The following is a 15,099-nucleotide window of genomic DNA, read 5'->3' as shown; positions in this document are numbered from 1 at the left end:
GACGAGGGGGCTAACATGACGAAGCAGCCACATACCAGCCTCCAATGCCTGGCGGCAGTTGCGCGCCATTGCGGCGTTGATCTGTCGCCAGAGCGGCTGCAACATGACTATGCGGTGAGTGAGCAACCGCCCACCCACCGGCTATTGCTGCGCATGGCGAAGGATGCGGGCCTGCGCGCCCGACGTGCCAAGCTCGACCGCAACACGCTGTTGAACTTGCGCGACGCCTATCCTCTGATTGCCGAGCTCGAGAATGGCAATTGGGTCATTATCGCCGGTGCGTCGGGCAATGAGGGCGAGGGGGAGCAATTAATCAAGGTTCTCGACCCGCTTGCCGACCGGCCCGAACCGCTGCTGCTTTCGCTTGAGCAGTTTCACCGTCAATGGGGCGGCAAGGTCATCTTCGTCAAGCGCAGCTACTCGCTTTCCGACGCTGATCAGCCATTCGGTTTCCGTTGGTTCATCCCGGAGATCGTTCGCCAGCGGAGCTTCTTCCGCGATGTGGCGATTGCCGCCTTCGTGCTGTACGGCCTCGGCCTTGCCACACCCATCTTCTTCCAGCTCATCATCGACAAGGTGCTGGTGCACGAAAGCTATGCAACGCTTACCGTACTGACGGTGGGCATAGCGATTGCCCTGTTATTCGACGCCGCTTTCACCTTCATACGGCGTTACCTGCTCCTCTACGCCACCAACCGAATAGATATCAGGGTTGCGACGCGAACGTTCGCGCACCTGCTCAGCCTGCCAATTTCACTGTTCGAACAGGCATCCGCGGGCGTGCTCGTCAAACACATGCAGCAGTCTGGGCGCATTCGCGAATTCCTCACCGGCAGGCTGTTCCTCACAGGGCTCGATGCGCTCTCGCTTTTCGTGTTCGTTCCAGTGCTCCTGCTTTACAGCGTGAAGTTGACGCTCGTGGTGCTGGGCTTTGCCTGTCTGGTTGGAATTGTCGTGATGCTGCTGGTCGGCCCCTTTCGCCGGCGGCTTCAGGCCCTCTATAAGGCCGAGAGTGAGCGCCAGGCGCTGCTGGTCGAAACAGTCCATGGCATGCGCACGGTCAAGTCGCTCGCACTCGAGCCGCGCCAGCGCAAAGTTTGGGACGATTCGTCTGCCGCATCCATTTCCATGCGCTTCCGGGTCGAGAAGATCTCAACGGTCGCTCAGTCGCTGACCGGGCTGCTCGAAAAATTGCTCAGCGTCGCTATTATCGGCCTCGGCGCGCTTGATGTTTTCAACGGCAGCATGACCATCGGTGCACTCGTCGCCTTTAACATGCTGGCCGGACGTGTCTCGGGACCCCTCGTACAGATCGTGACTATGGTGCACGAGTACCAGGAGGTCGCCCTTTCCGTGCGCATGCTTGGCGAGGTCATGAACCAGCGCCCCGAGCAGTTCGGTCGCGGTCATGGGTTGCGCCCTAGCCTGAAAGGTGGAATCGAGTTCGAAAACGTCTCCTTCCGATACTCCCCCGATGCTGCTCCCGCCCTCGACGGTATTTCCTTCAACGTCTCGCCTGGCTCCATCTTCGGCATCGTAGGCAAGAGCGGGTCGGGCAAGACGACGATCACACGGCTTATCCAGGGCCTTTATCCCGTTCAGCAGGGCCTCGTACGCATCGATGGAATCGATAGTCGTGAAATCGACCTTGTCCACTTACGCCGGAGCATCGGCGTCGTCCTTCAGGACAATTTCCTGTTTCGCGGCACTGTGCGTGACAATATCGCTGCGGCAAAGCCGGATGCGACATTGGATGAGATCGCTCGGGCTGCCCAGATTGCCGGTGCCGACGAATTCATCGAGCGGCTGCCGCGCGGCCTCGATAGCATGCTGGAAGAGAACGCTGAAAATCTGTCGGGCGGACAAAAGCAGCGTCTTGCCATCGCCCGCGCGCTGGTCACGAACCCGCGGTTGCTAATCTTCGACGAGGCGACGAGCGCACTGGACCCGGATAGCGAGGCTATCATTCGTGACAATCTACGCCGCATTGCCGAGGGGCGCACCGTCATCATCGTTTCTCATCGACTCTCAACGCTCGCAGACGCGGATGCAATTCTTGTCGTCGAACGCGGCAGAATAAACGACATTGGCCGGCATGATCAGTTGATGTCGCGTTGCATGGTCTATCGCCATTTGTGGAACCAGCAGACGAGGCAGGCGGCATGAGCAACGATCAAGAACGCACGAATACGCAGCTACCGGTTCCAGTCGGGCCGCGCGGGATCGACCTGAGCCCCGCCGAAATCATCTCCGAGTTCCAACCGGATGCGGTGGAATTGGAAGAACGCGTGCCATCGAGGGTCGCTCGGGTCACCCTCTACGGGGTGACCGCGCTGATCTCGTCAGCTGTCATATGGGCGTCCGTATCATCGATCGATGAGGTCGTGGTGGCACAGGGAAAGCTGGTGACAAGCGCGCCGACGATTGTCGTTCAGCCATTGGAAACCTCGATCATCCGTTCACTCGCGGTGAAAACCGGCGATATCGTCCATGCCGGGCAGCCACTGGCAACGCTTGATGCAACGTTCACGCAGTCTGACGTCGCCCAGCAACGATCGAAATTTGGCGCTCTTGATGCGCAAGTGAAACGCATCGATGCCGAACTCAGTGGCGTGGACTACACGACGATCGCCGGTGCGTCCTCAGACGAACTGTTGCAGATGCAGCTGTTTGGTCAACGCCGCGCATTCTACGTCGCCCAGATAGAGAATTACGACCAGCAAATCGCGGGTCAGGCCGCGGCAATCGTCGCCAACCACAATCAGGAAGGCATTCTGCAGACGCGCCTCGAGACGTTATCCGCGATCGAAGCCACCAGAAAGACGCTCTATGACAGACAGTCCGGCTCGCTCGTCAGCCTGCTTTCGTCACGCAATGACCGGCTGAATGTCGATGGCAGTATTGCGCAGCTGCACGGCAACGTTAGTGAGGCGCAACACACCCTCGATAAGCTGAAAGCCGAACGCCAGGCCTTCATCGAGGATTTCCGTCGCGCGACGATGGAGCAGTTGGTCAATCTGCGCAATGAGCGCAACACAGCAGCCGAAGAGCTGAAAAAGATGGAATTGCGCCGCGATATGGTGACGCTCACCGCGCCGGCGGACGCTGTGGTGCTGGATCTTGCCCAGCGATCGATAGGTTCAGTCGTCCGCGAAGCCGAGCCGATCGTCACGCTCGTACCGCTCAGTGTCCCGCTGGAGGCCGAGGTCTCCATCAGTGCTGGAGATATTGGCCGCGCGAAAACCAATGCGCCTGTTCGCATCAAGTTCGATGCCTTTCCGTTCCAGAAGTTCGGAACAGGCACAGGGTCGATCAAGACCATCAGCAGCGATGCCTACCCGGCGGCCGGCAAGGATGGGACGAATACGTCGGCCCCGCCGGTCTTCCATGCCCGTGTAGCACTCGCCGACACGAAGCTGCACGGCCTTGAGCAGGTGCATCTATTGCCCGGCATGACTGTTGAGGCAGAAATCAAAGTCGGCCAGCGCAAGGTCATTTCCTACTTCCTGTACCCGCTTCTGCGCGGTCTCGACAGCGCGATCAAGGAACCATGATCAGCCCCGCAGACGTTCTGATGAAACGCAATGAGAGCAGAGCCGCCTGATGGCTGGCTCCCAATACCATCGGGATTGACTGTCGTTTTCAGAGTTGATTGAGCTTCAGTCGCATTTCTTCGAAAATGGCTGCATCCGATGAGGAGTCGCGATCACACTGTTTCGACCCTACAGCCACTTTTGTGATTGAGCCGACTGGCAGGCTTGGGTGCAAGGGAAGGTCTCTTTCCATGGATCGCCCATGCCGAGACAGCCAATCCTGAAAGAAAATGGCAATCTGGTTGTCATTCTTGTCGGTGAAGATCGCGACCACGCATACATTGTCGTCGTCGGAAGGATCACGATTATTGAGCCGCAAATGCGCGATGAGTGCATTGGACTTATTGTCCGTCAGAAAAGAGAACGTGTAGCGCTGATCTCTCTTCCAGTCCCATCTATCGTCCGCAATTTGGCAGAAACCGCCCTTGTCCACCTGGATGCACTGGTCGGCTGCGCGGACCCGCCAGACGTAGTCTTTCCAGCCATCGATATCGACGACTGTCGATGCATCACTGGTCAGGAGGCCGATTGCGATCGACAGCTTCTTCAGGAAAAATCCCAGCAATGCGGGTCTCCACATCGAGGCTTCCAAACGTGACGTCCGCTACCCCTGGGGCTTCCCCCTGTCCGTTCTGGTCCAGCCGTCACTGCCGAAAAGTGCTCTCGGATAAAGACTAAGCTTCCACAAAACGTAGTGAGGGATTTGGTGGAGAATCCCTACAGGGAGCGCTTTCCGTCCCTGCGCAAACCAGGCGACGGCAGTCGCAACGATGACGAACAGTATATTTGCTATCGCTATAACGAGCGGCCAAACGGAAGCGCCAGCCGCAACGAGTATACTATTGAAAATCAGGATTGCGATAAGAAGGATAGCCAGCAGCGTCAATGGTGGGACCATGAGGTCCAAAGTCAGCACCAAGCGAGCTGGTTTTTGAGGGCGGAACAACGAAAGCGCTTCCTTTCGGATCATGTCGAGATGCCCTCCTTCCCAGCGCCGACGCTGTGAGTCGGTCCCTTCTTTGGACGAGGGGAATTGACTGTCTATATGTGCGTGTTCACAGAACCGCGTGGCGTATCCCAACTGAGCGAGATCCAATCCGAGCTTCAGATCCTCAACGCGGTTGGAACTAGCGACGCTCACCTGGCTCAACAGAGGCCACGGTATCGCGAGACCGGTTGTAGCCTGACATGGCAGGCCGAGGCGTGCGAGCCCCAAAGGCCGAACACTGTTCTTCACCACATTGGCGAACTCAGCGACGGCATGCGTGAATGCGGCACCTTCGGGTGCCGTCATCAGGTTGCATGACTGCGCCGGTTTGCCGGTGGCCACGACGACCTCAATAAGCCGCTCAAGCGCGTCGGCTCCGAGAGAGCAATCAGCGTCTATGAGAAAAACTATGTCGGGTGGCGCCGTGTGCAGATAGCGAATACCAGCGTCAAGTGCGAAGCCCTTGCCGCGGCGCTCGCTATCGAACCTCTCGATCACTTCTGCTCGCGCGGTTCTTGCCAGCTCCGCCGTGCGGTCAGAACAATTGTCCGCGATAACAACGAGACGGTCTCTATCGAGCAATTGGCGACGAATGCTAGCGAGCGTCGCCTCGATACCGCTTTCCTCATTATGCGCAGGAACAAGAACCGCCACGGTGGGACGCCTGCTTCTCTCGATCTTGGGGAAACTCCGGCTTTGCAAGGGCAGGCTGCCCACCAAACATTCAATGCCATAGACAGCAGTCGGAATCGAAAGGGCACCGGCCGCGACAAGCCCGAGGAAATCCAAAGAAGCGATCGGCATAAGATGGTCCTCTGCCGCCGAAGCGGTCGACATCTGGAAGAATAAAACTAGATAAATTGAACGTTTATCTCAATATATACGCGATACCCCTTTAGGCGTATTTCGTTATATCAAACTATTACCGAAGAAATATAGATCGATATGAGTACAAATTCGACTGTAAGTAACGTTGATAAGTCGCCATATTTGCGCAAGTTGGCACGGTTGATTTGCATAGAACATTTCACATACGCAAGAAAGGCGTAGTATACCCAGAAATACCCTTCTATTTGGCGCGTAAGAGCCAAATTGCCGAAATGCTAATCTGGCGCCTCCCGTGTAGTAACGGACTACGTTTCACACGATCCAGGATGGATGGAGGCGTCAATGACAGTTCTGGATGTATTGTCATCTAGCGAGGTACCTCACGTCGGACGACGTACATACTTTCTTGGCGCCCCTTTTGATTGCATCGCTCGAAGCGACGTTCTCGACATGCTCAAAGCCTGCGGACAAGGCACGCCGTTTCGCTATGTTGTGACCCCGAACGTCGACCACGTGGTCAGGCTGAAAAGAGACAACGCCCTCACTCCATACTACGAGCATGCCTGGTTATCGCTCTGCGACAGCCAGCCGATCAGCAAACTGGCGAAGTTGATTTCCTTGAATTTGCCGTTGGTGACGGGCTCGGATCTGACCGCGACCCTCTTCAGCTCGATCATCCAAAGCGGCGACCCCATTACCTTGATCGCAGCCAACGACCGCGTTGTCGACGAGCTTTCACGGGCCTATCCAGGAGTCCAATTCCGTGCATTTGTGCCACCCTACAACGTGCTATCCAATCCCATTGCTCTTCAGGCCTGCGTTGACTTTGCAATCTCGGAGCCCGCACGTTTTATTTTCATCGCGATCGGTGCACCGCAATCGGAAAAAATTGCCCACGCGATTTCTGCCCATCCGAGTGCCAAAGGGGTTGGCTTCTGCATAGGCGCCTCCTTGGAGTTCATCACGGGCGCGAAAAAGCGGGCCCCAATCTGGATGCGCCGCATAGGCTTCGAATGGTTGCATAGAGTGGCGAGCGATCCGAAGAGACTATGGAAACGCTACGCCTTTGCGATCATCCCGCTCGCACGCTTGTTTCTCGGAGAGCTGGCAGGGCGACAACACCAAGGGCGTGGTTGGGATACATCCACACGGCAGTCTTAGCGGAGATCGGCAACAGGTCGCCGATTTGGCTGCTGAAATCCGAGTAAGCGTAACCCAAGCCCACCCCCTCGAAAAAGGCCGGAAAACTCCACCCTCTTCTGGTCCAGAAACCCGGTGCGGCTCAAACCCGAGAAAATTCTGGTCCCGCTCGCTCAAAATCGGGGAGCGCTCAAGGCAAAACACCTGAAGGAGCCAAGATCTTCAGGCGCTTCGTCGCGATTTGTGTGTGCAATCCATGGTTGGTGTCCCGTCACTAGGATGGTGTCGAGATCCGCTTCAATCCTAAAACGCGCGTCAACCCCGAAAGCGAGCCGGGAGGCAATACGTCGAGTAGCATACGCAACGAGTAGATCCCGCTCAGCACCGTGGCAACCGTGCCTAGCGCCGTAGCTTGCCAAACTGGAAGTAGCTGAACGGAGCAAAATACCAATCCCGACGAGGTAAGAAAGATCAAACCCAACTTGCGATTGGCCAGTGATAGGCGAAATCCTGTCAGCCTTCGAACGATGAAATAGATCACTACCGTATGCCAAACATAGAGGCCAAAGAATGCGGCTCCTGCTCCGGAGAGCCCGAACTTTGCGACGAGAATCCAAGCCAAACCAACGTGTACCAGCGCCGCGGCGGTCTCGGTCCAGAATAAGATAGCCCGCGCCCCTTTTGCGAGAACAATGAAACCCATCGGCCAAGCGATGATGCGGAGCATCATGCCTAGACATATCCAACGCAAAGGAGCAACGGCGGCGTAAAACTCCGCGGAATAGAGCAACCCTATCGCCAGGGGTGCAAGGGTCAGAGTAGCGAGCAGCCCGGTTCCCGCCAACAGCATGCTGATATGAGCTTGTTCGTTGACCAGCTGGTTGCACTCGGAATGATTGCCTGCGACAGCGGTCAGTCGCGGGTAGAAATCAGTACCCATGGCTTGCAGAATGAAGGCGGCGTAAAGGCCCCCCATAGACCAGGCGGCCTGGTAAAGTCCTGCTGCAGCCACTCCATCCGCCCTCAAGACGATGATACGGATGGCGTAGGCGGTACCAGCAGTCAGCAGCCCGGTAACCATGAAAACGAAACCGAGCTTGAGCAAAGCCACCGCTTCTTGACCAAGCAGCCATGCAGAACCAGCCTTCGCGGTCGTGTTTACCTGCCTGCCGTACCACCAGGCGGTGAGAAAATAGAATAAAGCAACGGCGATCAGAGAGGGCACAATCCCATCTGTGCCGAAGAAATAGACCATCGGAAGGCTAATCAGGGTGCTGAACAACCCGGCAAGCACGTTGATACGTGCCAGCGTCGAAATCATCCTCAGGCCCTGAACGAGCGCGATCTGGCCATCCCCCGCCAAGCGGAAAAAAATAGCTAGCGACAACAATGCGACGCCAATTGCATGGCCGGGATCACCCAAGCTGAATTCTGCGATAGGAAGCGCAAATATCGCGAGTAAAAGAGCACCGATCACGCCGAGGGCGAGGGACGTCTGACGGACGGCGGCCGCTGTTTGGGCGATCCGGTCGGAGTCGCCAGTGCCTACCGCTTCGGCAATCTGTCGTACCCCACTTGCCTGGAGTCCGAACCCAGCCAAAACTTGTGTGAAATCTGCGACGGAATTGTAGAGGCCCATCAAGCCAACGCCAGTCGGACCTAAGAGGACAGCCATCGCCTTCGTTCTCACTATAGAGAAAGCGATGTTTACCATTGACGAGCCGCCCATCAACGCCGTTGCTTTGAGTATCTGGGTGTAGGACTGCCGACCAGAACCTAACGCCATGATATTGCCTCTATATTCGTCGCTGAGGTGTCGTTGCCAAAATGCACTGGCAGAGTCCGGAGTGGAGCTCGCTTTGGGGGCATGATAGCGCTCATTTTTCGGCCTGGACAGAAAGCGCTGCCGGGCCGGGCGCGCTCGACTGCACGGGCGATCGCTCAGGCGCTGGAAGCGATCGTGCAACTTTGACAACGTCGCCTGGCACAAGACCGGTTGCTTCGGATGCCATAAGATTTTCGATCTTTCCGGTGACACGCCGTATTATGGAGAAGGAAAGAGCAATCGCGTCCTTGCTATCAACCAGTGAACCATCGCCAGACTGTAGCGCGTCCAGCAGTTGCTTTTGCAACGTGTCGCGCTTCGATTTTAGTTGTTCAAGCGATGCCTGTTCCGACTGCAGGTCGGAGGCAACCTCGGTGTGACGGGCATCATACAATCCCGCCAGATTGCGTGCCGTCTCGGCAATGCTTTGGTGCGCGCGCATTGATGCAGTGATCATATCCAGGCGATCGGAACGGTAGCCCGTAAGCATGCGTTCAAGATCAATTTGACGGGAGTTTGTGGCCGCGCCTCTCTCGACCAACGATTTCGCGACCTCGAGTTGGTCTTCAGTGGATTTGATGCTCGAATCGATGCCTTTTGTTTTTTCCGCTATATTGTCGATTTCGGCGTTAATTAGATCGCGTAGCTCTGACAATGATTTCGACTGTCGATCCAGTGCGTTTGCTCGCGCATTAAAGATAATGCGCTCTTGGCTATAGATCGCGGTAGCGAGACCGCCATCCGGACCGTTAGGCTGCTCGAAGTGAATATCTTTTTCACCCGATAGTTCCGCTTGAAGTCGAGCTATTCTTGCGCCGCTTCGCAGTATCGAGTTTTCAATCCCCTTCAGCTCTCCGACCAAGTCTACGAACCGAGCATGGTCGATCTGAGTTGAGGAGCGGAGCTCCCCGCCGCTCATCGCGAGCGCTTGCAGAACAGTCAAGCCAGTATGAAATTTGTATTCTCCCGGTTTTGAAACATCCCCAACCACGTATATTGGCGGATACTCGAGAACCTCGACTGTCGCCGCAGGTGTTTCGGTTAGTCCGATTGTTGTTTTCAGGCGCGTGGCGATTTCTGCAGCGAGCTCGGCGCCGCTGAGGTCGCCAACGGGCACAGTCCCTATGACAGGGAGCGAAATGGCCCCCCCATCCGAGACCACGAATTCGCCGCTCAGTGCGCTCCACTGCACATACTCGCTTTTTGCGGGCACCCATTGCACGATCGTGACGCGAACTTTCGTCTGAGGCGCCAGTTTCGGCTCTTCTGCCGAAGCTAGCGTCAAGGTCGGCCCCAATGCCATCATCGTCACAGCAAGGACGGTCTTTCGAATAAAGCCGCAATGAGGCAGGGGGGGTACCTTCATGCACTTCTCCAACTAGCTAGTCGTTCCTTTTTAAACGTCGACCGCTATTTGCCTAGTCAACGAGCAATCGACTGCCCACTCAGGGGCGTCGATCGGCAGCTCTAGTGTGCGTATACTTCACAAAATGAAAAGGTGAGCGATAGACATTCGTGCTCATCAATATTGAGGAGGCGCATCAATACTGATGACGAATTTATCAGATATCTCACGTTTACGGCGTCGGCGGCGCCCGGCCACCAGCTATAACATTTACTTCCGCGCTGACCGAAGGGAGGGGGCCACCTTACGTCATCGGAGCAAGATGGGAGCCCTGACAATGTTTCGCGCCTGATTCGGCCTTTTTTTGCTTTGTCGCGCAATGGGCGCGTCGGATAAATGGATCGCTGGGAATATGTCCTGGCGCCAAAGTGAATTCCACAGCCGGTAACTTCATGTACAGAGGTCGGGCGATACCGGTAGTTAAAGGATGATGCCCTCAGGGCGCGTTATTCTGGTTATCTCAAACACCAGAACCGATCGTCTTCATTGGAGTGGTGTACCTGGCGGCTGACGGTCGTGCTTTCGACGGGACGGTCGAAGAACGCGACGTTTGGCTATCGCAGTAAGGCTGACGCTCTCCGCTGGCGAGTATTTCCCGCCAAGTTTGATCTCTAGCGCACGTTGCTCGCAATCAGGAAATGGGTCCGCTAGTTCCTTGACGGTGGTATGGCGAAACTTGCGGCGAAACAGTTGCAAATCCTCAGCTTCGTTCCGCGCGGGCTTTAAAGTAAAGTGATCGCCAATAGGACGGATGCAGCCGCTAAATTCCGCGATAGGCAGGCGGGATCTGGAGAAAACCATCCCGATCGGGGCGAAGCCGTGAGAACCGCCACCGGAAGAGATCTATCCATTTCACCGAATGCCGTAAGCCCTACCAGATATGCGCCCGATTAGACGCGATCCGCTTGGAGTTGTCCGACCCTTCTATATGTTGACCGCAGGGCATGCCACGCGCGCCGTCCGATTGCCCTGTTAATTTGGTGCCTAATCCAGGGGGCAGTGTAGCGAACGCCCGGGTAGCAGTCCCTTGCGACACGGGAAAGTTCAGAGGAGATACTGAATTCCCCATCGTTGAACGCTGCGCTCGCTTGGCGCATTGCATCTCGTCCAAGCGCGTCCAGCAGGATTTTGTGTAAGAGATTTTGGTCCAAGCCATCTGCGTGGTTGAAGAAATGCTCGATAGCAGCACGCCTCTGCAAAACATCGGGCAACCGAGAGGATGAATAGGTACGCGACATGTTTTGAGAATGTATCCGGTAGACCGCCTGCGGCGAGTTCAGAAAGCCGACTTCACCTTCGGCTGCCAAACGGAGCCACATGGCCATGTCGCCCGCGTGCGGCAGATCCTGGCAATATCCGCCGACGCGCTTTTGGGCGCTTGTTCTTACGATGGCGGTGGGCGTAGGTACGATGTTTCTGCCCCGCATCGATTTTAGGAAGTCAAGGCAAGAAAGAATCGTGGTTTCCGCGGATAACATTTTTCCGAAGGGTCTGCATAAAGTACGTGAGCCGTCGTCAAATAGCTCGAGCGCATCGCCAAATACAAAGCTCATGCTTGGCGTGGCCTCCATAAGTCTTGCAGCCTTTGCCAAAGCGCCCGGCAATAGATAGTCGTCCGCGGACAGGAGCAGGAACAGATCACCGGAAGCCCACTCGATACCTTCGTTATAGGTCGCGATATGTCCCTTGTTCGCTGCGTGACGCCTAAACTCTACGTTGCGGTTTAGTCTTTCTAATTCCTCTCCAACCTCCGCCGTGTTGTCGGGAGATGCGTCGTCCAGAATCAAAATTTGTGCTTCCACGTCTTGCTGCGACAATACGCTTTCGACACATTCTCGTAGAAAGTTTCCGTACCGATAACACGGGATTGCTACATCAATTTTCATAGTCAAGCTGGACCTCTCATTTTTCGGGCAATTTAGACCTAATGCCTTCGGTAAGGCCGCCATTTTCGGTCGCCCGCCGTCGACGTCAAAGCGACGACCCATCACAACCGTAACCGAGGTACGGATAGGGTCGCTGCACAACAGCGATTGGGACCGACGCCGTCTTCCGGAAGTGGCGCTCCAAGATCGAATGCTCTCAAACGATTCTAGCGAGCGTAAAAATGCATCAGGCGATAATTACTTTTCGTCCCAACCCCTCCGCTTAGCCTAGCGCCGGGCGCGCCACCGAAAAATCTCGTTAGCCGCGTTCACGGAAACCGTTCAGGCGCCATCCGATGGTATCGACAGTGTATATCAGCAAGCGAACCGGGAAAGTCGTCCAAACGGTGTATTGACCGCGTGATCGGCACGCCTTGCGAAGCGAATATGCCCACCTTGCGGTCTCCCGAGCCGGCATACTATCTATGATGTGGAACTGCTACTCCTACTGAAGTATCCGCACCGAACATTTTTGCCATATTCCCAATCACAACGGCATTTCCAATGATATGCTCTGAAATGCATAGTATTTTCGGGCACAGAACAAGAATGCGGGGAGCAAGACGGGATGGCGAATAAAAACGGCAGGCCGCAGTGCTCGGTGCTCTCATTTTTCTCTTTCGCCGCAGCTGTCTGCTGCCGGAGGAGAAGTCATGGCTGAACGGCGTATGAATCTCGCCCTCGGTCGGCTAATGAGCCGCGCGCCTGAGCCGTTGAAGGCTCTGTTGCGCCCGTTCAAGCAGGTAACCCGTGAAGCTGCCCAGCCTAAACTCGACGCCTGGGATCGCCCGCTCATCGAGCGAGTGCCTACCGGATTACTTTCCTGGCCTCCAAGCATCCCTATCGACGTGCTTTCACGCCCCCTGACGGCAGGCACCGACCTGCGTTGCCTACTCGTCACAGAGTCACTCGACGCAAGTGGAACAGACGAGTTCGTTGCTTTCCTCGCCCGGCGTCTACCGGAACAGCGAATCAAGACCGCGGTCCTGCTTGCCTCCGACGCAATCGCCTGGCGTGATGGGAGCCTAGCGTCGACCCTCCGCGAAGAGGGTGTCGCCGTCTTCTCGGGTACCGCCGCCAACGGGCCTGCTGCCATTGCCAATTGGTCGCCAGACGTAGTTTATTCGCATGGCGCTGCGGAATGGCCTCTCACGGCAGCCCGCGATCTTAACATCCCGACTCTCGAGGCCATGCACGGAATGCATAATGTGTTCGGGCGCACCGAGGCCCAACTTGCTGCCCGTAGGGCACTCCTCGACAGAATTGTCGCCGTTAGCGAATTGGTTCGCCGTCAGTACCTCGCCCGCGATTTGAAGACACCGCCGGAGAAAGTGGTGACGATCCCAAACGGAATAAACCGGGCGCGGGCGAGTCATCTCGACCGCCGCGCTGCGCGCGCTGCGCTAGGGCTCGACGGCGAGTTCCTCTTCTTGTCGCTGGCGCGTCATGTTGTTCAGAAGAACACTTACGGACTAGCGGAGGCATTTCTTGAGGTGGCGCCACGGCATCCTTCCGCGCATATGCTTATTTGTGGTCGTCCGGACGAGCAGGACTACGCCAGGCAGGTTGTGAACCTACGCAACAGGTCGGCGGTCGGGGGCCGGCTTCACATTCGCGATAACGCGCACCGGGTCGACGTGCTGCTCGCCGCCGCCGATGTGTTTGTGCTGGATTCCTTCTTCGAGGGTTGGTCGCTGGCATCGATGGAGGCACTCGGCGCGGGGGTGCCTGTCCTCCTCTCGGACGTGGGAGGTGCTCGCGAGCAACTCAGCGGAGCTGTTTCAAAGGGGATGCTTGTTGACAACCCCCTCGGCGACCCGCTTCGCGTCGATTGGCGAACTTGTTACAACGCGCGTTTTGCCCGCCAAGTGAATCGCGCGCAACTCACCGCAGCGCTTTCGGCGTTCGCCACTAGTGAGGTGGAACTGGCCCTCCGAGAGGAAATCCGAGAAGATTCGCTCGAACGCTTTAGCGATGATGCGTGCCTTCGCGCGCATGCCCAGACCGTGTACGAGATTGCAAGTATCGGGGCGTAGGCGCGCCCCGAAAAGGCACATCCCAAATAAATCGCAAGGTCGCCGCCGCGCGTGAAGCCGTCATGCATCTGAAGTTCGTCGAGGGTCTTTCGGAACGTAGCCGGTGTTCTGACCCAACGTTGGTTGCTCAGCTTGATCTGTGAAGGCCGGAGGGGATCGGCATCGTCAATGACCTGACCCGACGAAGCCAGGATCGTTGTGTGGAGCGTGTCGGGTTCACGATGGCGCACGGGGAGCGCAGGATTTGCCCGCCCGAGGATGCATGGAATTCGCGGCGATGGTTGTCGGGACGACTGCCGCCGCCGCCGCGGCCAAGGTGGTTCGGTGCCACCGAATTTCGTAAGAACAAAAGCCTATTCGCCTCTTTTGTAACCGCTGTTTTCAGGCCATGGCCACGATTTCGTGTTGTACGGCACAGGCCCACGGTTGCAGAACATCGATCTGGCTGTTTTGGACGGTCGCATCTCGATGAGCAGTGCAATGGTCGCCCAGTGTTCGGCTCCGCCATCAGATCCTGCAAACAATGTGCCCGACCCGGACAGCAGCGATCCCTGACACCTCGATCTCTGGCCGCCGTGTCGCACGCAGCTGACGACTCTGGTCGAACGGCGAGGCAAACCCGGAATGATTGTCTCCGACGACGGACCCGAACTAACCGCGGATGCCATCCTTGCCTGGTCGAAGGATCACAAGGTCGAGTGGTACTACATCGCGCCGGGAAGGCCCATGCAGAGCGGATATGTCGAATCCTTCGACGACAGGATGCGCGACGAGCTGTTTCACGAAAGTCTGTTCTTCGGTCTCGACCATGCCCGAAGCGTCATCGTGGGAATGGGCAGACGATTATAACCATTTCCGGCCGCACTCATCGCTCGGATACCAGACCCCGGCAGGCTATGCCGGGGCCATCGCCACAACCGGCTCCAACGCTGCGCAAAATGAAGGCTTCGCGTTTCGGTTGCTCAAGCCGCACCATCTGGCGTCTCGAAAACCGACGAGGCTCTAGTCAACTCTGGAGGAAATTCGCGGTGGCAGGGAAAGACGGCGAGACGTTTGACTAGCAAACAGATCGTGGATGGCATGCCAGAGGCGTTAATTACGGCTTCTCACTGGTCAAAACTCATTCGCCCATTCTCTGCGTCCGATGGACATGATGCGCCAAGGCTGGCTTTCGATCTTTCGCCAGGCATCGCAGCAGTGATCGACGATGTCGTCGTAGGATTTGAATACACGGTTTGAGAGCCAGTTTTCGCGCATGAAGTGCCAGAGGTTTTCGACCGGGTTCAGCTCCGGCGATTTCGGCGGGAGTGGCAGGATGGTGATGTTTTCAGGCACGACGAGCTTGTTGGACATGTGCCA

10 protein-coding genes and 1 pseudogene are annotated in these 15,099 nt (G+C 56.7%); 5 read left to right on the top strand and 6 right to left on the bottom strand.

From position 1 onward, the window contains the following. Window positions 1-15 precede the first annotated feature (15 nt). The gene (locus AB4048_RS23595) at window positions 16-2,166 is read left to right on the top strand and encodes a peptidase domain-containing ABC transporter (RefSeq protein ID WP_442204426.1); all 2,151 of its coding nucleotides are present in this window, start codon (window positions 16-18) and stop codon (window positions 2,164-2,166) included. After that, entirely contained in the window at window positions 2,163-3,554 is a 1,392-nt protein-coding gene (locus tag AB4048_RS23590; protein WP_442204454.1) for an HlyD family type I secretion periplasmic adaptor subunit, read from the top strand. Before AB4048_RS23595 ends, AB4048_RS23590 begins: the two co-directional genes overlap by 4 nt. A gap of 88 nt (window positions 3,555-3,642) precedes the next feature. Here AB4048_RS23590 and AB4048_RS23585 read toward each other — a convergent pair whose 3' ends face one another. Together AB4048_RS23585 and AB4048_RS23580 are read right to left on the bottom strand one after the other, a co-directional pair. Beyond that, a complete protein-coding gene (locus tag AB4048_RS23585) occupies window positions 3,643-4,158 on the bottom strand; it encodes a hypothetical protein (protein ID WP_442204425.1) in 516 nt (171 codons plus the stop codon). 39 nt (window positions 4,159-4,197) lie between these two features. Next, window positions 4,198-5,385 carry a glycosyltransferase family 2 protein gene (locus tag AB4048_RS23580; RefSeq protein ID WP_442204424.1) on the bottom strand — a complete coding sequence of 396 codons (1,188 nt, stop codon included), beginning with the start codon at window positions 5,383-5,385 and terminating at the stop codon, window positions 4,198-4,200. 366 nt (window positions 5,386-5,751) lie between these two features. On the opposite strand from AB4048_RS23580, the gene AB4048_RS23575 reads away from it, so the two are divergent. Next, the gene (locus tag AB4048_RS23575; RefSeq protein WP_442204423.1) at window positions 5,752-6,570 is read left to right on the top strand and encodes a WecB/TagA/CpsF family glycosyltransferase; all 819 of its coding nucleotides are present in this window, start codon (window positions 5,752-5,754) and stop codon (window positions 6,568-6,570) included. 253 nt (window positions 6,571-6,823) lie between these two features. On the opposite strand, the gene AB4048_RS23570 is transcribed toward AB4048_RS23575, so the two are convergent. The 3 genes from AB4048_RS23570 to AB4048_RS23560 all read right to left on the bottom strand — a co-directional run bounded on the left by AB4048_RS23570 (window position 6,824) and on the right by AB4048_RS23560 (window position 11,665). Then, window positions 6,824-8,335 (bottom strand): O-antigen translocase, encoded by a 1,512-nt coding sequence (locus AB4048_RS23570; protein WP_442204422.1) that lies wholly within the window; start codon window positions 8,333-8,335, stop codon window positions 6,824-6,826. A gap of 91 nt (window positions 8,336-8,426) precedes the next feature. After that, window positions 8,427-9,740: a polysaccharide biosynthesis/export family protein gene (locus AB4048_RS23565; protein WP_442204421.1), complete on the bottom strand. Its 1,314-nt coding sequence runs from the start codon at window positions 9,738-9,740 to the stop codon at window positions 8,427-8,429. 929 nt (window positions 9,741-10,669) lie between these two features. After that, window positions 10,670-11,665: a glycosyltransferase family 2 protein gene (locus AB4048_RS23560; RefSeq protein ID WP_442204453.1), complete on the bottom strand. Its 996-nt coding sequence runs from the start codon at window positions 11,663-11,665 to the stop codon at window positions 10,670-10,672. A 692-nt stretch (window positions 11,666-12,357) separates the two neighbouring features. Between AB4048_RS23560 and AB4048_RS23555 the strand changes: the two genes are divergently transcribed. Continuing rightward, the gene (locus AB4048_RS23555) at window positions 12,358-13,740 is read left to right on the top strand and encodes a glycosyltransferase family 4 protein (protein WP_442204420.1); all 1,383 of its coding nucleotides are present in this window, start codon (window positions 12,358-12,360) and stop codon (window positions 13,738-13,740) included. Window positions 13,741-14,281: 541 nt separating this feature from the next. Further along, window positions 14,282-14,757: pseudogene (locus AB4048_RS23550) on the top strand (integrase core domain-containing protein); the annotation flags it as partial. A gap of 96 nt (window positions 14,758-14,853) precedes the next feature. Here the strand turns inward: AB4048_RS23550 and AB4048_RS23545 are convergent. Beyond that, a partial coding sequence (locus tag AB4048_RS23545; protein WP_442204419.1) for a transposase occupies window positions 14,854-15,099 on the bottom strand: 246 nt, incomplete at its 5' end.

Origin of the sequence: Rhizobium sp. RAF56 (assembly GCF_052113965.1) — a bacterium.
GTDB lineage: Bacteria > Pseudomonadota > Alphaproteobacteria > Rhizobiales > Rhizobiaceae > Rhizobium.
Note: the sequence above shows the minus strand (reverse complement) of the source record. Positions and strands in the feature narration are given on the sequence as shown.